We start from the raw sequence: 22,390 nt of genomic DNA on the forward strand, positions 1-22,390 counted from the left end.
ATTTTTAACGGACGAATATCTTCTTATTACCCTGGATATAGAGACCGCGGCGGGTGGGTTTACCGCTGAGCAGACGTCCCTGAAGGTCGAACACGGGGCCTGCGGCATCCTCGCTCTTCACGTCCTCAATGCTGGTAGGATCGTCGATGGTGAAGCGGTGAACTTTGGCACAGCAATAGCTGACCAGCTCATTGTTCAACACTTCGGCGAGGTAGGAGTCGTAGTAGTAGTCACCTGGCTGGTCTACCTCAACAGGCATCTGGTAGGTGAAGGTATAGTCGCCAGTGCCGATGTTGTCTGGCAGGGCGGCGAGGTATTCGTAGAGGCCATCGGTTACTCTGTCGAACTTCACTTGTTTGTCATTGAGAAAGTGGCGTACACACAAGCGCAGATTCGGTGACGGAATCCAGTGCGGCATCTTCACACCAGTGCGGTCGGCCAGCTCCACGTTCCAGTACCACTGGCCGTTCTCCTTCGAGAGATAGCTCTTGTTCTCCAAATAGGGGAAGTAGTTGGCCAGCGTGTCATTGTTGAGTGTGAGCGGCAGTTCGCCGATGTAATGGTTATCGGTGTAAGCACAGAGGGCCACCATGCCGCCGTATTCGGGAACGAAGCTAAAGGTGACGTCAGCCTCGCCATTGGCCGGGATATAGGCGCCGCATATCATCTTCTCACCCCTTGCGAGAACGGGAGCGGTGCCATACTCCTCTGGATTAATGCGGCCGAGGTAGACAGGTTCAAGATAGAGGTTGCCGATGTAGTCCGATGCCTCGTTGTTATGGACGCGGATGGTGAGGTCGCTGCGCTCACCCAGTCGGCCGGTGCCCTTGGTGATGTCTGCATCAGTGGGGTGCAAATCATAGTTCTGCTCATTCAGGTACATAAGGAAGCGGCCATCCTTGTCGCAGCCTGCTATCATGCTATAATCTGTCGGGGGGATCAGCTGCCACTGTTCGCCAGGATGGCGGAAGCGCAGCATGGGATGGAGGATTATGCCCTGCCCGGGGGCAAACATTGTAGAGTCAATTTCCACCATGAAGTAGTTGTAGTCTTCAACCATATATGAGTAAACGATGCTGTCGTTCGGATCGGCCATGAACAAGGGGTGGAGATTGCCTTCGGAGTCGATGGCACCTAAAGCGTGGTCGGCCACCTCGTTGTAGGTCTTATCGAATGTATAGTAAAACACTGCGATGTTATTCTTGAGAAGACGGATTGGCGTAATCTGATAATAGCTGCTACCGAAATCGTGGTGCAGCAAAGGCTGCTGCTCCATGTGCGGGTCGGTATAGATGACGGCGCCTTCACCGATACAGAATCCTATGCCGCTGCTGCCGCTGCCCGCACTGGTGTTGTTGTAGGGATTGAGCACGGCAAGCGAAAAATAGCCATCATCATGGCCACCCCATCCCCAGTTGATGTGGAACAGTCCATTGCCGTCGTAGCCGTCGCACACGAAGGAATGGCCGCCCAAATCGCTTGCGCCGCAATAGACCATCGGACGCCCTGCGGCCAACTCGCTGTAGATAATTTCCTCCCATTCATCAATACTAGGGAAGCGCGCGTGGCTGATGTATTGGGGCGTGTTATAGTCGAAGTAATTGAAAAGTGCCTTTGCAACATCACTGGTATATGCACCAGAGCCGTCAGGACTGTACATCATCTCGATAGACTGTCCGCAGTAGCGCATCAGCGTGGCCACAGCCTTGCGCTGTTCGTCAGTGCCCAACTGGTCGTACTGCTGGGTCTCTTCGTTCCACACCCGGTAATCGTTGAGCATCAGGTCCCATCTGAACGTTGTTGGCGACAAGGCATCGAGATGCCACGTGTATTTTTGTTTGTTATATTTAATAACATAGTTGTAGTCTGGCAGTCCGTCGGGCACCGCATTGGGCCACTGCCAGTAGTTCATGACCTGCGCCATGGCAGTAGCCACACAGCCCGTGTAGCACTGCTTGCCGCGCAGACTCAAATCCGGTCCCTGGTAGGTAGGCACCTGGTCCCAATAGGGGGCTGTCTGATCCCAGTGGGTCTTGATGAGAGGCTCCACGGCAGAACGGCTGGCACGTCTGTTGACCTGCTCTCCATCCGCCTTACGCATCTCACCGTCCTTAAAGTCCATGCGGTGGCCCAGTGTGGCGATAGTCTCGTCATATTGTTTCAGCCATGAGCGCATGTTCTCAGGCATCTGATCCCAGTCGATGGTGCCAGTGGTACTGTAGCCCAAAACGGGCAGGGTGCGACTGTCGGCCGAGGCGATGACGTAGCCCCCACCCTCCATATTGAAGGCATAGATTTTCCTGGCCTCGGTTTTAGCAGGCGTAAACTTCTTCTTTCCCTTGAGGGCGGGTGCAGCCATCCGTCGGGCGTTGGCCGACGACTTATTGCTGTTGATGTACTGCAGGGCGCGCTCCATGGCTTCCTGCTCTGTCAACTGTTGGGCGTAGATTGTCACCCAGCAGAAAAAGACGGCAAATAGCGTCAATAGAATCTTTTTCATTTTTAATAACTTTATAGACATTGGTTGATGTTGTTACTTTACAAGATGGTTCAGGTCGTTCTGGTCGAACGGCTGGAAACTGATGGCCCAGCTGCCACCGTCCTTCTTCCAAGAGGATACCTGCACCTCGATGGCCTCGTCGGCAGAGAGAAACATATAGGTGATGTCGGCGTTGAAGTCGTCGAAGCGGATCTCGCCCTTGTTCACAAAACCGTGACGTTCCAACTCGGCCATGACTGGTTCTAACGGCATAGGAAAGAAGAAGTCGTATGAAACAAGACTGAGACTGGTTCCGTCGATATTGGCAAAATAGAAGCCCAACTTGCGGTTGCCCTTGGTATACTCCTTTGAGTAGTAACGGTCAACCTCTTCCTGATCGAAAGGCTCCAAGTCCGTGGTCTCCCACTCGACAAAATCGGTATAAGTCTCCTTGAGATAATTCTCTACGCCATCTATCGACGAGCCAAAGGCCAGGTAAGGCTTAATGACGATTGAGTCAAGGTTAATCACTAAGACCGCAGAGTCAGCAGGAACCTCCCCCGTTGCAATGTTGTCTTTGTTGCCGCAGGCAGTGAATACGGTTGTTGTCATCCAGCAGCAAAGGGCGGCTGCTATCGCCATTCGGAAGTTGCTTAGATACTTCATAATTACAGGTTTATTTACTTGTTTATCATTTAGTTATCTTACTATTCTTTTCATAAATATCTTTTCATACTTTTTTCTTGAATTAATGATGTCACCAATACGCCAACGTTGGTATATAATCATGGTCACAAGCACCAGCACCACCACGATGAAGGAGGCGACAAAGGCAACTGGAAAAATAAGTGATATATCCATATGCATTGTTTGTTTGATTTCGGTTGCAAAATTAGACTGTCTTCAGAAAACAATAGTCCCACGGTGGGAAAAATAAGTCTCAAAACGGGAAAAAGTAAGCCTGACAGAGCTGCCAGGCTTAAAAATATCGATGAAATGGGTGATTTTTCTTCAACGAGTGGTCAGATACTCGGCCATGGTGTTGCTGTAGACGCTGCCAAAAAGTGGAGCGTTATAAACCTTCACATGGGAACCTGTGGTGTGGGCGGCCAGCGTGTAGTAGAGGTCGCGCAATGAGATGGTGGGGTTCTGGGCGATGGCTTCCTGGAAACCACGGGTGAAACCGTTGGATAGATAGACACCGACATCCTCACTCCATACATCGGCATGACTGGTCTCGTAGGGATTGGCAGCTGTGATGAAGAGTGTGCCTGGCAGTCCCTGGCAATAGTCACCCAGACCGCCGCTATAGCAGGCTTCGATAGTGAAGAGCAGTTTGCGGTGGGGAGTACTCTCAAGTATGTCGCGCATCGTCTGATAAAACATTCGCTGCGAACCGCCGAAGTCCATCGATCCGGGCGAACCGTGGCTGCTCCAGAATACGAAGACGTTGTCATCAGCATCAGGATGGAGCACCTGCGGCAGGCGGTCGGAGGCGCGACCAGCGAGGATGTCGCCGATGTCATCAGGCTTGAGGTCGCTAAGACGGTAGTCGATGGCTGCCGCGTCATAGACGTTAGCCCCCGTGTCGCTGATGCGCAGTTCGCCAGGATGCGGGTTGTTGGCATGGTGGGCCACATCGTCCTCGCAGATAAGCACGATGTGGTCGTCTGCATACCCATGCTGCCGCAGCAACTGGTACATAGCGAAGACATCACTCTGGAAACGGTAGTTGGCCCAGCCCTTCGAGGCGGCTATGAGCAGTGCCCAACGGTCGTCGAGGGCGGGGTAGCTGAGACCATTACCCTCTTCGGCACTGAAAGACTGCATGTGCGAAGCCGTCCAGTCCCACATCGTCTTGGAGGAAGTAGTACGGCGCGAGCCCTCGGTGCTTAGATATTCGGTTGTCAAGTACTGACCGTCGTAGAGCCTCCAGCGACGGAAAGTGCTGCCACAGACACTGGTGTGGGTCTTCACGTCAAACGTCCACGAACTGGAAACGCCGTCAATGTCAGGAGTCCAGCCCTGAGAGAGCTGTTCAAAGTTGCGGGCCATGTCGGCAGGCAGCCATGCCCCACCCTTGCCGTCGCGGCCGTCCACCACGGCGAGGATGGCATCGTTCAGGCTAATGCCTTTTTTCAAAGACAGAGCGGCGGCGTATGCGACAAGGCAAAGACCGTCGTAGAACTGTGCCTCGCCATTGACCAGTTCTTGGCCGAAACGCTGGCAGTAGGCCTGGTTGAAGCCCGACTCAGGCGAGGCATACAGATCCACGCCCTCGTAAGTGGCATTCTTCACCGTTGCGGCAATCTGTTGCGACACAAAGGCATCACTGCATCGGATTTTCGGCGTATAGAAATACTTACCCTCAGGCACAGCAGCTTTCACCTTGCCCATCTCATCGTCGAGTGCCAGTGCCATCTCTGGCGACGAGGGATTGAAAAGCAGATACTTGCTGCCCATGCGCCCGTCTGTGCCGCAGAACTCATGCACGTAGCGGCGCAGGTCGGTTTCGTTCTTGTACAGATAGACACCATCAACCGTCAGTCCATATTCTTCGGCAATGAATCCGAACCACTCAGCATAAGCATTACGGGCCTCCCCGTTGCCATCATCGGCACAGAGCAGCATCACGGAATGTTGGCTGTAGAGCGTACTGGCTATGCCCGACAGCAGAACCTCCAACTGGGCGATGTCGCCCTCGGCCATGTTCCAGACGTATGGTACAGTGGAAAACTTGCGCTGATATTCCACCTGCGTACACGATGGTGTAATCATCGGTTTATTATATGTCTTGCGTTTACTCAACGCTATAGCCATCTTTTCGGCACAGGCCGATGTGGTGGGACCAACGACAGCCACGATGGTTGTATCCTCAGCGACCTGTTGCATATACTGCTCAATGTCGCTGTCGTCCTGACTCTTGAAGGTCAGTTGCAACGCCACCCTATCAGTCATGCCATACTGCGCCTCAGCGATATTCTCCAATGCCCACTTGGCCGTGCGCTCCCAGCGCGCCTGTTCACCGCTTTCCATGATGACCGCCACCTTGTAGGTCTGGGTAGTGACAGAGGGCGAAGACGATGAATCGTCGGAGGAACATGAGGAGAGCATCAACAACAGACCCATCCCCAGCCCCTCCCTGTAATGGAGGAGAGTAAGTAGTTTTTCAAACAGTATCTTTATCATAATTGTCTTTATTAACATGGGTAACTACTCCCTCCCTCACAGGGAGGGTAAGGGGAGGGTCTGTTCCTTCTTCATTGCCTCATCCTTATATTTCTCATACAGCCGCTGGAACGTGTCGGGATCGGCATAGCGATTATCCCATAGGTTCAAGTGACGGAAGAAATTGGGTGTAACCACAATATCGGCGGCACCGTCTTTCATCCCAAACTGCATATGTCCGGGCCATTCGCGCCCGCTGGTCCAGTCGTTCAGGCATTGACGCAATACGTCGCCAATACGAATGACCACCGAGAATGGGATACGCGATGACTGTCCGCTCTGGTCAACATCCATTCCCACCATCAGGGACAACGTAAACTCATCATCATTCATATAGCGTAGCACACCAGACTCAGAGCCTCCAAGTAACGGGAAAACCATCTCGTCATAAAAGAAAAAATCGTCGGCACGTCGTACAATATATCGGTATGCCGAATCTGGCATGGCAAATCCCATCTCATTGTCGGCCAGATAATGCAAGGTAGTCTGGCAGGGCTTGCCATTATTCTCTCCTGCGTAGATCTCGCGTGCATCCTGATAGCCTGATATAGACTCTTCCAATGCCGGTACGCCCTCTGTAGCAGCAAGTATCAGCGCATCGAAGCCCTGCGACATAGCTCCCGCAAGGTAACTCACACCATAGTGGCTGACAAGCACCGTAGAGACACCGTCAATCACAGCATCGCTCTCGAACAGCAACACACGACTACCCTGCCCCGTGAGTGCCGCGTGGTTGGACTGTGCTAAGCTTTCATATACCGAACTGCCCAGTATCATCACTGCCGAGTCCTGTGTGGCATTATCCGTCAGCCATTGGCGATACATGTTTTCTGCCTCCGCCTCATCCTTAGGCAATAGCAGACGTAACCTGGTCCCCGTCGCATTGGCAAAGGCGAAGATGCCCTCTGCCGCCGCATCGTTATAGCCATTGTCACCCAGGCCGTTCGGAGTTACAAGAAAGGTAACCGTGGCTACCCCTTTCGGAGCATCCACAGTTACCGTTTCGTCATCCTTGTTGCAAGCCGTAAGCAGCAAGAATAATATCAAGGCTATGTATGATACATTTCTCATCATCTACGTCCTGAAATATCGAAATTCACGAAGCCATCTTTATATGTCCTTGTTTTCTCATTATAGAAGTCGCCGTAGAATCGATAGGCAACGACCTTGGGATAGGTGACATGATCGTAACTCTTGTCGTAGTTACGGGAAGTCCATTCATTATACCACCACGCCCCATTCCCTTGCGTATCTTTATTCCATCCCGCAACATTGCGACTGGCGAATGAATTCCACTGTTCATCCAACACCCTACTATCCCAATAATGGTTTCTCATGATGTACCAACGACTACCGCACCACTTATACGTACATTTCTGAGTACCTTCTCTCCATTGATCCTTTCTAAACCAATAGCCGGTGCTATAGTACCAAAGCTTATATTCATGCTTGTTTTCTGTTCGCACATCCCATTGGTAGCCATTACAGCAAAAATATCTTCCATCCGTATAGATGGCATTATATAGTTCGGTTGACATGAAATCCGTGTTAGAGAAAACATCCACGGCTTTCTCGTAGCGTGTTCCATCATTGTTATACATGAACATATTGAGTACTCTCAATTCATCTGCTAGCGCGTAGCATCCATGTGTCCATGCTATCCAATCCCTATCATTTGAGTAAAAATAGAGATATTGCCATCCGTCCCATTTGGGATTTCCCGGGCCGTTTACATCGTCTTGTCCATTACACGCAGGATCCCTGATCTCTTTCAAAGCTCCTCCCCAGAAGGCCCCCTGTTTATCGTCGAAGGTCACCAAAAGGCCGTATTCCGAGCTTTCAGGGGTTCTGACACATACCCACTTAAAACCTTGCGGAGACTTGAAGGTCTGTCCGATGTAGGTACCTCCATCACCATCGTTCAACGGCCATGCCTCGGTCTGCAGCCACACCACTTGTGTGAGGTCAGGAATTTGTGGTATGTCCACGTTGAGAATTCCCATGCGGCCATCACCTTGCGTCCGTTCAAATTCAATACTGCCTTTCTCGCCAAAGTCAATGCGGACGGTGGTTCCATCGTCATTGGCTCCTGCGAATTCTATAGCCGCAGCGAACGCCAAGCGGAACTGCGCCAGCGCATCTTCTGCATTCTCTGCCATTTTATAGCGCACGGTGGGGGACGCTTTATAGAGCATGGTGCCATAATCGGGAGCATAATTTTCCGATGGTTCCACTATACTATCGGTCTCACAAAGTGTACCGACGGCACTCTGGAACGCGACGTCGAGCGAGTCCTGTCGTGTCAGTTGCTCGGTTTCTCCTGTGTATTCCACAGGTTCGTCCGTCTCGGAGTCTTCACTATCATTGCTGCACGCTGTCCAGCAAAAGGACATGCCATATACCATCAGCAGCAAACTCAGTAGTTTAATTTTCTTATCCATTATCTTTTGTTTATTATAAGTCAAGGTGTCTGTATTTTGAATCACGATATAAGCGGACTGGATACCAATTGTCGTAGACGTCTTCTATGGGACATTCCCTCAGTGAATAGTCGGACGACAGCATCAGAGCCGTGCCGCCTGTGGCACGGTCGGATCGAGTATTCTTGAAGGCGATGAAACACTTCTCGCCCTGATAGCGTAACGTCCGGTTGTCCAGTTCCTCGTTTGTCAGAAAATCATGATACATCATGCAACCGTCGAAAGTGGCCTCAAAGCCCGTCTGCTGACGGTGGAACAATGTCTTGGGGTTACGTCCTATATATTGCTGAAGCGCATTCAACTCTTGCGTAGAGGGCAGATACCAGTAGCCCTCGGGAATATCACCTGTATGGGAGTCGGCAGTGCCAAGAGCATCACACTGTAACATAAGCGGATTGCGCGGGTAGAACACATCTGCATAGAGCACGCCTTGATATTCTTGTTCGTAATAGTGCCAGCTGGTGGTCGACAGTCGTTTGCCAAAATAGAGTCGCTTCTCAACATTCGTGCGAGTCCAGAAGCCCGGGCCTATCTTTACGATAGCATAATCGGGATGTTGCTGAATCTTCAGAAACTCGTCCTTGACGGTCATCTGATAGTTCGGGATTTCGATGCCCATACTAGTGGGATAAAAACCACCGTCAATATAATATAAAGTGGTGATACGGTCGTCTGGGTTGTATTTTTCCAGTTGTCGCACGTAGCAGCCACCCTCTTGGTCGAAGGTCACCTCGGCGGGAGTGTTCTCACCGTCGCCAAGGAAGAAGCCGCGGCGGATGTTGGTCTTCCCCTTGTAGATGGGATAAAAGATGGTGACACGACGGTCGGCGCGCAGTTCCGGCACATACTCGTTGCACACCTCCACCTTGGGCAGTCCCTGGAAGTAGATAATCTTGGCCAGGGTGCTGCCGGCATCGCTGCCAAACTGCTGCATCTCGTTGGTCACGTCGAAGCGGTAGTAGTTATCCAGTCCCAAATCCTGCAGACGGGCACCCACCTCGCCGGCCTCGCTGTAGGCAAGTGCCAGGATATGGCTGATGATTTTCGCACGGGCCTCCTGATTGGTGAAGAGTTGCCAGATGGGCTGTAGCGTGGTGCACACGAGCGAGACACTCTGCGGGTCGCTGGTCTTGATGCTGTTCAGCCACTCCCCCAGCACACCCGGGTCTACCTGTCCATAGCGGTCCTTGGTGCTGGCATGGTTCTCCAGTGCGGCGATGACTGCCTCGGTACCGCCGTAGATATCGAAGTGAAGACCGCCGTTGCTGATGATAGCGTGCGATGCCGTCTGGGTATCTTTATCCTCCTTTTTCTTCCCGTTCTTGTACTTCAGGTACTTTTCCACGGTCTCGCGGCTGGTCTCCTCGGAACGGAAATTCACAGAGTAGTCCAAACGTCCGCCCAGGTCGGCATAAGTCACGAGGTGCGTGCCGAACTTCTGTATCATCTGCCGCACATTCTCATTGGTGGGACTGCTGTTCACCTGGTTGTAGATGTCACGGAACTCCCGGGTGAAGATGTCGTCGCCCTGCCGGATAATGCTCTGCACCTTGCCCTCGTCGACGTAGCGCGTAGCCACCACCTTTCTCAGCGAGCTGTAGCCGAAGGTCTGCTGGCTCAGGTCGTATTCTGAGGTCTGCTGGTACTTTTTGACAGACTTGTTGACAAAGAGAAAATCAACTTCGGTGGTGGTCTGCTGACTCATCCACGACGACATCTCCTCGACGCTGTATGAACTATGGTAACTGAGGCTCTGATGTGCGCGGCCCTCCTCTGCAATGATGGTACCCCAGGTCTGCTCGGCCTGTACCAGTTTCTCATAGTCGAGGATGGGTTCGGTGACACACTCAGGATTCATGTAATCGATGAGCATGTTGTAGCCCCAGCCCACGCGGGCCTTACGGGTGATGGAATCGCCGTTCAGTGCGTTGGCATCGTCCTCGGCCTCGCAGCGTTGGTGGACAGAGAATTGAGAATTGAGAATTGAGAATTGAGACTTCAATGTGAGGTTGATAATGCCGTCGCGGCTGCGGCCACCAGTATTGGGCTTGACGTAGAATGTCAGGCGTCCGTCGCGGCTGATAGTGTCGGCCTCCAGGCGTATCCAGTCAGCATCGGTAGTGGCATGGACATCCTGAAGCGAAAGGTCTGAGCCGTTCACCTGCATCGTCACGCTGTAATAGCGTCCGTCGCTGCCTATCTCCACCTGCTGTTCGCTCAACTCCAAGGGTGTCACCTCCACGGGCGGCACGTCGTGATCATCGTCACTGCACGAGAAGCAGAGCGAGGCCATGATCACGAGACCAGCCACGGCTGTCAGCGATTTGAAAAAATATTTGGTTGCTTTCATCAGAAATTCACTTCGTTAGGATTCCAGTAATAATAATAATTCTTTTCGCGCACCATGCGTCCGTTTCTCAGCGTCCAATTGGGCAGACCGTTCAGGTTACCTAACTGCTCCTGACCGTCAGCTGTGCGCAGCATGAAGTCTGCGCCACTCTTGTAGGTCAGATAGTAAGGCTTACTCATATCCACCGTGCCATTCTTGGTGATGGCCAGCGGCCACTCATAGCCGATGACGGTGTGGCAGGGCTGGTATTTGATGTTGGCAAACTGTACGCTGCCAGGCACACCGTAGGTCATATAGATGGTGCCGTCGGCCGAGGGCGCACTCTGTGTGTCCTGCTCAACTTCGCACTTTCCGCCTATCCATTTTACTTTGTAGGCCTTGTCGCCGTAAACAGCATAGCCGCAGCCAAGGTTTACCTGCTGGTTGTAGATGGGATAGACCACTTGCAACTCTCTCAAGCCCAACTCCGGCAGGTCAATCTGCTCGCGACAGATGGTGGCCACATAGCGGCCCGAGGCGATGACATTGGCCACGGCGGGCTGACTAAACGTAGTGTCCTGTCCGCCCATCTTGCAGGTGACACTCTGGGGCAACGGAAAACTGGTATTGGTGAAGTTCTGGTAGCCGGTCTCGTTGATGAGTTCATCGGAAGTGCCCTCAACACGGAGCCTCACCAAACGGGCAACGTCCTCATTGGGGATGAAGTTCCAGATGGGCACAATCTCCATTTGGGTCATCTCAAGGTTGTTGTGAGCGTAGTCGTTGGGGTTGTAGTTAAGACTGGCAAGCCACTTTCCGGCAAATGCCGACAGGTTGGGCCGCTCGCTGAAGCGGAAGTGCATCAGTTCGTTGGGGATGGTTCCCAAGTCACCGCCTTTGACGGTGATGCTACAGTCGGCAGAATTGAGCAGGTTAAGTTCCTTCTGGTATTTCTCGCTCTGCGACATCGTCGAGAAGATTTCTCCCACGGTGGCCGCGCCCAACTGTTCGTTGGTGTAGATATCGGTGAGTGAGTCGCGCTTCATGGTCATGTGAATGTCGATGGAGCCTCCCACGGAAGCACTTACTACAACGTGCGAGCCATAGCTCACGAGGAAGGAATCGACGATGGCAGTGACGAAGGTGGAATCGCGGAACTTGTATATCCAGTCAATAGCGTCGCGGAAATTGGGTGTCAGCATTTCCGTGCGGCCTTCTTCCATCAAAAACGCGGAGATGGAGGCGTCATGCAGTTCCATCTTCATGGACGGGGCTGGATAGCTGACGTCGCAGAAGAAGTCGTTGGCGTGACCGCTTTCCACTACACTGATATTGGCCGCATAACTGCCATTGAACACCAGCAGTTTAGCATCGGCATCTGCTTTGAAGGAGGTAGCCTGTGTGTACTCACTGTGGCTGAGGGCCGTCGTGCATTCGACGGTGCCCTCATGGGTTGAAGAAGCGGTGAACAACTGCTCGCAGAATTCATCGCCACACGCCCGCACCTTCTCCAAGTCGAGCACACGGCTGTGTACGTCGCGCAAGTTGCAGGGCTGGCCCCAGATGCCATCGTAACTGAAACCCACGCCGTAACTGCGGCGGAAGTCCTTGATGGTCATGGCATCCTCCTGGGCGGCGCGGGCTAAGGGCGAGACCTCCATACCCGTCGGTGGCGCAACGTCCAAAAACTCATAGTCGTGGCAGGCCGACAGCACTAAGGCTGCCAGCACTGTCACTGCGATAGAGAGATATTTTCTGTCGTGGTTCATTGGTCAGATTGTTGTGTTCAACGCTGGTTCTTCTTTACGCCCATGTCGTCGATTGAGATACAGGTAGACTTGCCTTGGTAATATTCATCTATGACGGCCTTGACCTCGTCTGCGACATCCCAGGGGAAGAGGTTCCAGATGCCAGTGTAGTTGACGCTGATAACTGCGGTGTTGTCATCCGAGCCGTTGGAGCTTCTGATAGATTTCATCCACTGCTGGGCGGCATCTCTCAGTGCCATGCGGTCGGGAATGTCGGAATTCATCTGTTCTAGCATTTTAGAATACGACGATTGGTCACCGCCTGAGACGGCACAGTAGAAATGAGAGTTCTGCCAGATGTCCGTACCTACCTTGGAATAACCAGCATTTACTTCGCCATTTATTTGGATGGCTGCCAATGCCAAATTGGCTTTAACCGCACCACCGACCTTAAAACTGTCAGCAACACACAACGAGTCGTACTCAATGGCCGTGAAGATACTGCCACCGAGGGTAGCACCATCGACAAACACGGGACCGAACTGGGAAATCATCTTGTTAACGGCCTTTTTAAAACCTGTAGAATCGCCCTTGTTCTTCATCACGTTGGCCCATGCACTGCGGAACCCTGCGGAAACAACTTTCTTCGACATCTCCGGATTGCTCACCCATTTTTTGTTCGATTCATCCCAGTCTTCCTCTAAAAAAGATGCAATGTCAGCTGACGAGGCAGATGCAAAGAGGTATTCCAGGTCTTGAGATCCGGTATAGATGGCCTTATGCTCCACCTGCTTGCCTTTGTTCTTGTAATCCACCTCCAAGCCTAACTTGAACTTAGCAAATTTCACATTAATTGTAGCGTGTACGCCTAAAGAGTCGAGGTTGTTCTCCAGCGTGTCTTGCAAAATTACATCGGCGGTCATTCCAGGACGGGCCTCCTGAGTGAACAGCGTGGCATAATCATTTGAGTCCTTGGCCAGATTGATGACATTCTTGATGTTCAGGACGAAGTTGTTCGACATATCGCCCGTCAGCGGGTTGAGACCCTTGCCAATGCCCTTGCCATGCCACAGGTCTGGATAGTACTCAGTGGCATCATTGTCAGCCGACTCACCATCCTTCAGTCCGATGTACTGGCGAAGGGTGATGGTCTGCGTCTTGTCGCCGTTCTTCACGGTAATCAGGGCATTGCGCTCATGTATCTGAAGTGCGGGATTGAAATAATCGACGTTCACGGTCAGCGCGCCGTTACCGTTACCTTTTTCCTGCTCCACGTCGCTCCAGGGAAGTTCGTCCATCTCGTTGCCAGAGATGGTGGCCGTCCACTCGCCGTTGGCCTTAATGGGAATCTCCACCGAGCCACCCAGACGGTTGATGGCTACTTCCGTATCACCGTTGTTTATTACAAGGTTTGACGACAACGAATCATCGTCTGTACATGCACTGAATGACAGTGCCACGATGGCCACAGCCATCTGATAGAAAATCTTTTGCATGATTTCTCTTTTGTTAAATGGTTATTGAATAGGGATATTGAAATAAGTTATCATTGAACTGTCCTGATCTGGTTAAAGTATTCCTGCTTTCCTCAATTTCTGGCGCTGCTCTTCGTTCTGACGGATGAAGCGCTCAATGAAGACGTTCTGGTCGCCGATACGCCAACGCTGGTATATGATAATGGCCACAAGCACCAGCACCACCACAATGAAGGAGGCGGCCAGGGCAACTGTGAGAATTAGTGATATATCCATACGCATTGTTTGTTTGATTTCGGTTGCAAAATTAGGCTGTCTTCAAAAAACAATAGTCCCACGGAAGGAAAAAAAAGTCTCAAAACGTGAAAAAGTAAGCCCGACAGAGCTGCCAGGCTTACTTTTTCCGATAAAATGGGTGATTTTTGTTATTTCCTTGCTACCTTGCGATAATCCGAGGGCGACATGCCATAGGCATCGCTGAAGATGCGGAAGAACGAACTGCGGGAGAAGCCGGAGAGTTCGGCAATGATAGCTACGGCATCTGTTGTAGTGGCCAACAGGTGGGCGGCATGGCGCACACGGTACTCGTTGAGGAAGGCGGTTATACTCTTGCCATTGGTACAATGACGGATGGCATCGGTGATATAGCGCTCGTTGGTACCAAGGAGCTGAGCCAGGCGGTTGCGGTCCAGGTCGGCATCGGTAAAGATATGATCCGGAGCTTCCATGAGGTCGCAGATGCGGCAGAAGAGTTGCTGATTGGCTGAAAGGTTTTCCTGGGGTTCCGCTTTCAGCTGCACGATGGTCTGCTGCTCCTCCTGTTCGCGCTGCTCTATCTCGGTCAGCAGGCGGCGGTTTTTCTCAAGGAGCTCCTTATTATATATACGTACGCGCACAAGAAAGTAGCCAATAAGCAGGATGACAAGGATGGCAGCGGCAAGCAGTACACGATGGATGCGGGTCTCACTTTTAGCATCGTTCAGGGCCAGTTCTTTCTCTTGGCTCTGGTAGATAACAGCCAGTTCGGCCGCATTGTTTTGCTTCTGCCAGACAAGGGCAGAGTCGATGGCAGCGCTGACACTGTCGGCAAGTAGCAATGCATCGGCGTTGCGACCAGCCTTGCGGTAGGCCGTGTAGCGGGGAGAAAGACGGTCGGCGATGTTGTCGAAGGTCATCTTGGCGCCATCCGTAGCCAGATAGGTGCTGTCGAGTTGTTCATACCAGTAGGCCGCCTCGTCGTAGCGACCAGCTGCCATCAGATATTCGGCCGCCTCTCTGTAGGCATTGGGCTCCATCAGTCGGCTACGTGGGATGGCGGCATATGTGGTCTGGGCTTCGGCAGTATGACCGGTTTCTTGTAGGAGCAGCGCACGCTGCAGTGCCACATGGCCTTTCCATTCCTCAATCAGCAGCGAGTCATCATGCTCTTGCTCAGCGCGTTCGAGCCCATGTGCGCTACGGTCAAGCCATGCCAGTGCGCCTTCGAGGTCACCTGATGTATGGTAAATAGTGGATATATTCATACAGATCCAGGCCATACCCCACCCTGTCCGGCTCTTATCTTGGGTATCCTCTTGTTTTGCCTCATAGGCTTTCTGTGCCGTGAGTTGTGCTTCATGGAACTGGTGCAACTGTAGTTGGATTTCCGCCATGAGCATCAGCAAAGCAGACTCTGTATGTTTGGGGAACGCTTTGTTTTCCTTTGCCAATGGCAGTAACTTGGCGATGACGTCCATGGCTCCCTCTGTGTCGCCCCGGCGAAAGCGAAGACATGCCCAGCGATAGCCCGCGTCGGTATAGGTATGCCAATCCTGCGATGGGTCTGAGGCATAGCCTTGATAAGACTTCCTGTAGAATTGCTCCGCTATCCGCATCTGCCAGCCTTGGTCGTAGACGAGTCCACGCAGGTGATCGGCCTTGGGCGTACAGACAATCTTCGCTGTCTCCATGCTGTCGATGACGGCCAGGGCGCGGTTCAGGTTCTTGGCATCGTAGGCTTCGGAATACCGCTGCCACATAGCTTTTGCCTTCGCGTCGTCCTTCGCATCGCCGCAATGAGAACAAGATGCCAGCATGGCTAGCACGGCACATATAAGTGTGAGGGATATCCGATGCTTCATTTCCAGTTAATGACTAATTCTCTTTTTCCAGACTCCAATATATACGATTATTGTTATTTTCGTGCTGCCTTACGATAATCCGAGGGCGACATACCGTAGGCATCGCTGAAGATGCGGAAGAACGAACTGCGGGAGAAGCCGGAGAGTTCTGCAATCAGCGAAATGGAATCTTTCGTGGTTGCCAACAAACGGGTAGCATAGCGCAGACGGTACTCGTTGAGGAAGATGTTCACGCTCTTACCATTGGTACAGGTACTGATGGCATCGGTCACGTAGTGCTCGTTGGTGCCAAGGAGCTGGGCCAGACGGCTACGGTCCAGGTCGGCATCGGTATAGATGCGGTCCGGCGACTCCATGAGGTCACAGATACGACGGAAGAGCTGCTGCTCGGAAGTGAGGTTTTCCTGGGGCTCGGCCTTCAACTGCTCGATGCTCTGCTGCTGCTCCTGCTCACGCTGTTCTATCTCGGCCAGCAGGCGGCGGTTTTTCTCAAGGAGTGCCTTGTTATGCTGATGAGAACGCCACAGGAAATAGATGATAAGCAGACAGATGAGGATGGCGGCAACGAGGATGATGCGGTGGATGATGAGCGACTGGCGGCGACTGGCAATCTCGGTCTCCTTCTGACGGATTTCCTGCTGCTGCTCCACGTCTGTCTTCCATTCCTGTATGCGGATGGAGTCGGTCAACTGGCGCATGCGGTCTGAAAGGACCTGTGCCTCGTCTTTACGTCCGGCTTTCTGCAGGGTCTCATACTGGTTCATCATGTAGTGCTTGATGTATTCGGTAGTGATAGCACTACCCTGGGCCAGATAGAGCGAGTCGGTCTGGCGGAACAGGCGGACAGCCTCGTCGTAGCGACCAGTCATAGACAGATAGCGGGCATCAGCGCCAATGTCATAGACCTTGCGGTTTTCAGCCTCACGATGCTTCAGATAGAGGGCCTCGGCCTTGTCGTGCTGACCGTTGGCGGCATAGATCATGGCCTGGGCAATCATTATATTATTGTGGCGGATCTGGCGAACGAGGTCGGGCAATTCACCGCAGCGATCCAGTCGGGCTAGGGCCGTGTCGCCTTTAGCCACCAGAGACAGGGCCTTTTGGGGCATCCCCTGCTCAAGATAGAACTCTGTAGCCTCTCCAACGGCGATAATCATGGCGTCCATCACCCAGTAGTCGTCAGTATGCTTCACACCGTCCATCATGATGTCAATAGCCTCCAGGAAATACTGCTCGGCTTTGTCGGGATGCTCCATACTCAGCTCACAACTGCCCTTGAGCGTCAGCGCACGACTTTTCACTCGCAAAGCCACCTCCTCGCTGATGCCGGATTCTCCTCCACCCTGCTTCCGCTCATTGTCCACGTCGGCAATGATATCATCACACAGGCTGAGGACCTTGGCATACTCGCCATTTCTCTCCAGCCATCCGCCCAGCATGAGAAGGGCTGAATAGTAGGAAACACCTTCACGCTTCAGTTCTGGTACATTCTTTATCTGTTCACCGTAGAATATAGCCAACCGTGTCTGTCCTATCTGTCCGTAGTGGTTAGTTCTGAGGAGGTTGGCAGTGGCAGTTGAAAACAACCCCACCCGCTCAGCACTGTCAATCTTTGCAAATGCCTTTTCGGGTGTCGTGAATGCTATTTTCTGTAACTCTTCTTTCAGTTTCTGCTCCTCCTCGCTGCGGTCAGGTTTCGTGCAGCCCATCATCAGAGCTATAACAGCGGCAAGAACTGTTAAAATTATGGTTGAAAAACTCCTTCTCATATAAGTTATTGATAATAATGGTTGCAAAGGTACACTTTTTTACTAAACAAACAAATACTTATGTTATTTTTTTCTACTTTTCTCGTCGTTTTTTCAGAATTACAAAAAAAAACGGCTCCCCAAAGCGCCATGCTTAGAGAGCCGTTTTTTATATTCTAGTCTAAGAAATGCCCCCCTCAGACATCAGCCATCAGCCCACATACATTTGGCTGTTAATCAGTTCTTATACGATATTACCACAAATACAGGAGATTTTTGCGATTAGATCAAAACTTAACAAAATAGATCAAAATAGATTTGTTCCATCCACCCAATCTCTGACCATCGCACAAAAAAAAGAGCACTCTTCTCACGAAGAACGCCCGATTTAAAAATAATCTTGTGAGACACTTCTCACAAAAATTAGAATTTATAACTAAAATTACTTTAGATCCCCCCTTCTCACGAAGAGAAATAACCTAAAACAGTTTATAAATCATACCAATCTTATTAATAACATTCCTAAAACTTTTGAATTAATCAACCTTGCCGCAAAGGTACTGATTAAAATCTAAACAAACACAATTTTTTTCTTTTTTTTTAATTAATGATATATTTTTTGGGAGAATAGCATAAAAAAAAGAGTGTAGGGTTTCCTACACTCCAATATAAGGATTATCCTAAATAGATTACCACAGGGGCAGACGCTGCTCCTTGGGGATATACATCTTGTCACCGGGCTTCACACCGAAGGCCTCGTACCAGGCGTCGATATGAGGCAGGGCGCCATTCACACGCCAGCGACCCAGTGAGTGAGGGTCACTCTTGGTGCGGTTACGAATTTCTGCCTCTGTGATGTTACCTGCCCACACACCGGCATAAGCCAGGAAGAAACGCTGGTCGGGGGTAAGACCATCGATAACGGGAAGTGGATGATTCTTCGTTGCGTTCTTGAAGGCAGCATAGGCCACCTGCAGACCACCATGGTCAGCCAGGTTCTCACCCAGTGTCAGACGACCATTGGCATTGAGGTCGGGCAGCACCTTGATAGCAGAGAAGAAATCAGCATACTTGTCGGTGCGGGCCTTGAACTGCTCACCATCAGAAGCAGCCCACCAGTCGTGCATATTACCATCCTTGTCGAACTGACGTCCCTGGTCGTCGAAGCCGTGGGTCATCTCGTGGCCGATAACCACACCGATAGCACCATAGTTGAAGGCATCGTCGGCTGTCATATCAAAGAAGGGCACCTGCAGAATACCAGCAGGGAAACAGATTTCGTTGGTGGTGGGGTTGTAGTAGGCGTTCACGGTCTGAGGATCCATGTACCAGTCGTCGATATCCACGGGCTTGCCAGCCATATGGTCAATCTCGTACTCGTTCCAGAACTTACGACAGGCCAACAGGTTCTCGTAGTACGACAAAGAGGGGTCGATAGAGAGCTTAGACATATCAATCCACTTGTCGGGATAGCCCACCTTCACGTAGAACGTGTTAAGCTTCAGGAGAGCGTTCACCTTGGTAGAATCTGACATCCAGTCCTGAGCAGCGATACGCTCGCCAAGGGCAATCTGCAGGTTCTTGATGAGCTTGGTCATACGCTCCTTAGCTGCTGCAGGGAAATATTTCTCCACATAGATTTTACCAAGGGCCTGACCCATATAGCGCTCCACCTGACTGGTGGCACGACGCCAAGCGGGATGATCCTGCTTACGACCAGACATCACCTTACCAAAGAACTCGAAGTTGGCCTCGCGAACGGCATCGTTCAGGCAACCAGTAGAGCTCAGGATAACGCTCCACTCCATCACGTCGCGAAGGGTAGCGGGCTTCATCGTGGCCAGAATCTTGTTGGCACCCTCCATGAAGGCTGGCTGACCAACAACCATCTCCTGCATGAACTCACTCTTCAGTCCCTGAGCGTTCATCAACTGCTCCAGCTTGAGGTTGGGATACTTCTGATTAAACTCCTTCAGGGTCATCTTATTATAGTTGGCCTGAGGGTCGCGCAACTCGGTGCGACTCTTTGAAATCTTAGCCAGTTCAAGTTCCAGCGCGAAGATATTCTTCATCTTCTTAGTAGCCGCAGACTTACTAAAGCCATAAGCCTGGAACATTCTGACAATATGCTTCTTATACTCGTTACGAATCTTGGCTGTAGCCTCATCATTCTCCAGATAATAATCCTTCATACCGAGGGTCAGTCCGCCCTGATTTACGCTAAGGATATTCTGAGAAGCGTTCTTCTCGTCGGCACCCAGTCCGGCACGATAGAACTCCATGTTACCATACTTAGCCATCTCCATCTGGATAGCGAAGAGCTGCTTCATGGTCTTGGCAGACTCGAGTGCCTTGAGCTTGCTCATCACAGGCTGCAGACCCTCCTTCTCACGACGTACAGAGTCCATAGCCAGTTTGTAGAGGTCAGAGAGTTTCTGTTCGGTAGTACCCTTGGCATAGGTATTGTTGAGCAGTTCGTTGAGGATGTCATTGATACGCTTGTTGTTGTCCTCACCCAAACGGTCGAAAGAACCGAAACGTGAGAAGGCAGCAGGCAGCGGATTCTTCTTCATCCACCCACCACAGGCATACTCATAGAAATCGTCTGCAGGACGCACCGATGTGTCGAGGTCGCCCAGTTTGATGCCCGACTGCAGTTCAGCCTGTGCCGATGCAGCGAGCGACATTGACGTTAAAGCCATTGTCATAAAAAGTTTTGTTAGTTTCATTGTTTATGTGTATTGAAAAAAAATATTATTTCAAGCATCCAGAAGTTCCTGAAGCTCTTCTGAGAGTTTTTCCCAGCGTTCTACCTCTTCATCCATCTGGCGCTTAGTGTCGGTATACTCCGTGACGAGCGTCATATCTGAGGCATTCTTTGGATCGCATAGCAGCTCATCAAGTTCCTTGAGGCGCTGTTCCATCTTGGAGATTTTCTTCTCACACTCTTCAACAGCCTTCTCGGCACGCTTCTGACGACGCTGCTGCTCCTTGCGCTCGGCATAAGACTCTCCCCCAGCGGACTCTCCCCCTTGCCCCTCTCTGTGAGAGAGGGGAGTAGATAGATTTTGCTTTGCGGATGGGGTTTCCTTAACAGGAGATGCTTTCTCCAGTTCGCTCATATCTGCGATTTTACGCGCATGCAGGAAGTCGTAGATACCACCGATATGCTCGCGCACCTTGCCACCACCAAACTCATAGACCTTGGTGACCAAGCCATCGAGGAACTCACGGTCGTGGGACACGATGATAGCGGTGCCGTCGAAAGCGCGGATGGCCTCCTTGAGCACATCCTTTGAAGGCATGTCGAGGTGGTTGGTGGGCTCGTCGAGAATCAGGAGGTTGACAGGCTCTAAGAGCAGGCGAATCATGGCCAAGCGACTACGCTCGCCGCCACTGAGCACCTTGACTTTCTTGTCGGAGGCCTCGCCACCAAACATGAAAGCTCCGAGGATATCATTGATACGCAGGCGGATGTCTCCCTTTGCCACATTATCGATGGTCTGGAACACGGTGAGATTCTCATCGAGCAACTGTGCCTGATTCTGAGCGAAATAGCCAATCTGCACGTTATGCCCCACCTTCAGCGAACCCTCGAAAGGAATCTCGCCCATGATACATTTCACCAGGGTAGATTTACCCTCACCGTTCTTACCTACGAAAGCCACCTTCTCACCGCGCTTGATGGTGAGGTTGACATGGTCGAAGATAACGCGGTTGTAGGCTTTCTTCACTTCATCGCAGATAACGGGGTAATCGCCAGAGCGGAGGCAGGGCGGAAACTTCAGGTGCATGGCGGAATTATCCACCTCGTCCACCTCGATAATCTCCATTTTCTCCAACTGGCGCAGGCGCTGCTGTACCTGCACGGCCTTGGTTGGCTTATAACGGAAACGCTCTACGAAGTCGCGTATATCAGCCATCTCCTTCTGCTGATTCTCATAGGCACGGAGCTGCTGTTCGCGGCGTTCTTTTCTGAGCACCACATACTCATCGTACTTCACACGGTAGTCGACCACGTGTCCACAGGAAATCTCCAGCGTACGGTTGGACACATTATTGATAAAGGCACGGTCGTGACTGACCAGCACCACTGCCCCACTCCACGTAGCCAACAACTGTTCGAGCCATTGGATAGACTCGATATCAAGGTGGTTGGTGGGCTCGTCGAGCAACAGCACATCAGGACGGCGTAACAGAATCTTGGCCAACTCGATACGCATACGCCAACCGCCCGAGAACTCGGAGGTAGGACGGTCAAAGTCGGTACGCTCGAAGCCCAAGCCCATCAGCGTGCGCTCTATCTCGGCCTCGTAGCCCTCGGCACCCAACATCTGGTAGCGTTCGTGCTCAGTAGAGAATTTCTCTACAAGCGCCATATAATCCTCACTCTCATAGTCGGTACGCTCGTTGAGCTGCTGCTCCATACGTGCAATACGGTCGGCCATCTTCTGGATATCGGCAAAGGCCTTCTGAGCCTCCTGACGCACGGTGGTGTCGTCCTGCAGAATCATGACCTGAGGCAGATAGCCAATGGTGCTCTCGCTGGCCACGCTCACCGTACCAGCCGTGGGTTTCTCCATGCCACAGAGAATCTTGAGCATGGTAGACTTGCCTGCACCGTTCTTACCAACAAGGGCGATACGATCCTTGTCGTTGATGACAAAGGTGGCATCTGTAAACAGGGGTTTTACCCCGAATTCAACTTTTAATCCTTCTACGGAAATCACTTTCTAATATATTAAAAGAGGTGTATCATTAATAAAATCAGCTTGCAAAGGTA

The 22,390-nt window shown here is 51.7% G+C and carries 14 protein-coding genes; all 14 read right to left on the minus strand.

Translation table 11 applies throughout. From position 1 onward, the window contains the following. Nucleotides 1-4 precede the first annotated feature (4 nt). The 14 genes from L6468_RS08055 to L6468_RS08120 all read right to left on the minus strand — a co-directional run bounded on the left by L6468_RS08055 (nucleotide 5) and on the right by L6468_RS08120 (nucleotide 22,337). On the minus strand, nucleotides 5-2,500 hold the full coding sequence (locus tag L6468_RS08055; protein ID WP_237792868.1) for a C10 family peptidase: 2,496 nt from the start codon (nucleotides 2,498-2,500) through the stop codon (nucleotides 5-7). Nucleotides 2,501-2,533: 33 nt separating this feature from the next. After that, nucleotides 2,534-3,145, minus strand: coding sequence for a hypothetical protein (locus tag L6468_RS08060; RefSeq protein WP_237792869.1), 612 nt, complete (start codon nucleotides 3,143-3,145; stop codon nucleotides 2,534-2,536). Between the two features lie 33 nt (nucleotides 3,146-3,178). Next, nucleotides 3,179-3,340 (minus strand): hypothetical protein, encoded by a 162-nt coding sequence (locus tag L6468_RS08065; protein ID WP_176944311.1) that lies wholly within the window; start codon nucleotides 3,338-3,340, stop codon nucleotides 3,179-3,181. Nucleotides 3,341-3,490: 150 nt separating this feature from the next. Then, nucleotides 3,491-5,668, minus strand: coding sequence for a C13 family peptidase (locus L6468_RS08070; protein ID WP_237792870.1), 2,178 nt, complete (start codon nucleotides 5,666-5,668; stop codon nucleotides 3,491-3,493). Between the two features lie 36 nt (nucleotides 5,669-5,704). Continuing rightward, nucleotides 5,705-6,781, minus strand: coding sequence for a type 1 periplasmic-binding domain-containing protein (locus L6468_RS08075; RefSeq protein ID WP_237792871.1), 1,077 nt, complete (start codon nucleotides 6,779-6,781; stop codon nucleotides 5,705-5,707). Continuing rightward, nucleotides 6,778-8,148, minus strand: coding sequence for a hypothetical protein (locus tag L6468_RS08080; protein ID WP_237792872.1), 1,371 nt, complete (start codon nucleotides 8,146-8,148; stop codon nucleotides 6,778-6,780). The genes L6468_RS08075 and L6468_RS08080 overlap by 4 nt, the downstream gene beginning before the upstream one ends. 13 nt (nucleotides 8,149-8,161) lie before the next feature. Beyond that, on the minus strand, nucleotides 8,162-10,537 hold the full coding sequence (locus L6468_RS08085; protein WP_237792873.1) for an MAC/perforin domain-containing protein: 2,376 nt from the start codon (nucleotides 10,535-10,537) through the stop codon (nucleotides 8,162-8,164). Next, entirely contained in the window at nucleotides 10,537-12,285 is a 1,749-nt protein-coding gene (locus tag L6468_RS08090) for an MAC/perforin domain-containing protein (RefSeq protein WP_237792874.1), read from the minus strand. Before L6468_RS08090 ends, L6468_RS08085 begins: the two co-directional genes overlap by 1 nt. Before the next feature lie 17 nt (nucleotides 12,286-12,302). Continuing rightward, complete coding sequence (locus L6468_RS08095; RefSeq protein ID WP_237792875.1) at nucleotides 12,303-13,760, minus strand: hypothetical protein; 1,458 nt, start codon at nucleotides 13,758-13,760, stop codon at nucleotides 12,303-12,305. A gap of 72 nt (nucleotides 13,761-13,832) precedes the next feature. Further along, a complete protein-coding gene (locus L6468_RS08100) occupies nucleotides 13,833-14,015 on the minus strand; it encodes a hypothetical protein (protein ID WP_143010149.1) in 183 nt (60 codons plus the stop codon). 149 nt (nucleotides 14,016-14,164) lie between these two features. Beyond that, nucleotides 14,165-15,859 carry a helix-turn-helix domain-containing protein gene (locus tag L6468_RS08105; RefSeq protein ID WP_237792876.1) on the minus strand — a complete coding sequence of 565 codons (1,695 nt, stop codon included), beginning with the start codon at nucleotides 15,857-15,859 and terminating at the stop codon, nucleotides 14,165-14,167. A gap of 53 nt (nucleotides 15,860-15,912) precedes the next feature. Continuing rightward, nucleotides 15,913-17,571: a helix-turn-helix domain-containing protein gene (locus L6468_RS08110; protein ID WP_237792877.1), complete on the minus strand. Its 1,659-nt coding sequence runs from the start codon at nucleotides 17,569-17,571 to the stop codon at nucleotides 15,913-15,915. A 725-nt stretch (nucleotides 17,572-18,296) separates the two neighbouring features. Next, nucleotides 18,297-20,336 (minus strand): M13 family metallopeptidase, encoded by a 2,040-nt coding sequence (locus L6468_RS08115; protein WP_237792878.1) that lies wholly within the window; start codon nucleotides 20,334-20,336, stop codon nucleotides 18,297-18,299. A 30-nt stretch (nucleotides 20,337-20,366) separates the two neighbouring features. Next, on the minus strand, nucleotides 20,367-22,337 hold the full coding sequence (locus L6468_RS08120) for an ABC-F family ATP-binding cassette domain-containing protein (protein WP_091819179.1): 1,971 nt from the start codon (nucleotides 22,335-22,337) through the stop codon (nucleotides 20,367-20,369). Between the last annotated feature and the right edge of the window lie 53 nt (nucleotides 22,338-22,390).

The organism is Prevotella communis (assembly GCF_022024115.1).
GTDB lineage: Bacteria > Bacteroidota > Bacteroidia > Bacteroidales > Bacteroidaceae > Prevotella > Prevotella communis.

Coding starts and splice junctions, on each gene's coding strand:
- L6468_RS08055 (WP_237792868.1), bottom strand. CDS start 2,500: ATGAAAAAGATTCTATTGACGCTATTTGCCGTCTTTTTCTGCTGGGTG.
- L6468_RS08060 (WP_237792869.1), bottom strand. CDS start 3,145: ATGAAGTATCTAAGCAACTTCCGAATGGCGATAGCAGCCGCCCTTTGC.
- L6468_RS08065 (WP_176944311.1), bottom strand. CDS start 3,340: ATGGATATATCACTTATTTTTCCAGTTGCCTTTGTCGCCTCCTTCATC.
- L6468_RS08070 (WP_237792870.1), bottom strand. CDS start 5,668: ATGATAAAGATACTGTTTGAAAAACTACTTACTCTCCTCCATTACAGG.
- L6468_RS08075 (WP_237792871.1), bottom strand. CDS start 6,781: ATGATGAGAAATGTATCATACATAGCCTTGATATTATTCTTGCTGCTT.
- L6468_RS08080 (WP_237792872.1), bottom strand. CDS start 8,148: ATGGATAAGAAAATTAAACTACTGAGTTTGCTGCTGATGGTATATGGC.
- L6468_RS08085 (WP_237792873.1), bottom strand. CDS start 10,537: ATGAAAGCAACCAAATATTTTTTCAAATCGCTGACAGCCGTGGCTGGT.
- L6468_RS08090 (WP_237792874.1), bottom strand. CDS start 12,285: ATGAACCACGACAGAAAATATCTCTCTATCGCAGTGACAGTGCTGGCA.
- L6468_RS08095 (WP_237792875.1), bottom strand. CDS start 13,760: ATGCAAAAGATTTTCTATCAGATGGCTGTGGCCATCGTGGCACTGTCA.
- L6468_RS08100 (WP_143010149.1), bottom strand. CDS start 14,015: ATGGATATATCACTAATTCTCACAGTTGCCCTGGCCGCCTCCTTCATT.
- L6468_RS08105 (WP_237792876.1), bottom strand. CDS start 15,859: ATGAAGCATCGGATATCCCTCACACTTATATGTGCCGTGCTAGCCATG.
- L6468_RS08110 (WP_237792877.1), bottom strand. CDS start 17,571: ATGATGGGCTGCACGAAACCTGACCGCAGCGAGGAGGAGCAGAAACTG.
- L6468_RS08115 (WP_237792878.1), bottom strand. CDS start 20,336: ATGAAACTAACAAAACTTTTTATGACAATGGCTTTAACGTCAATGTCG.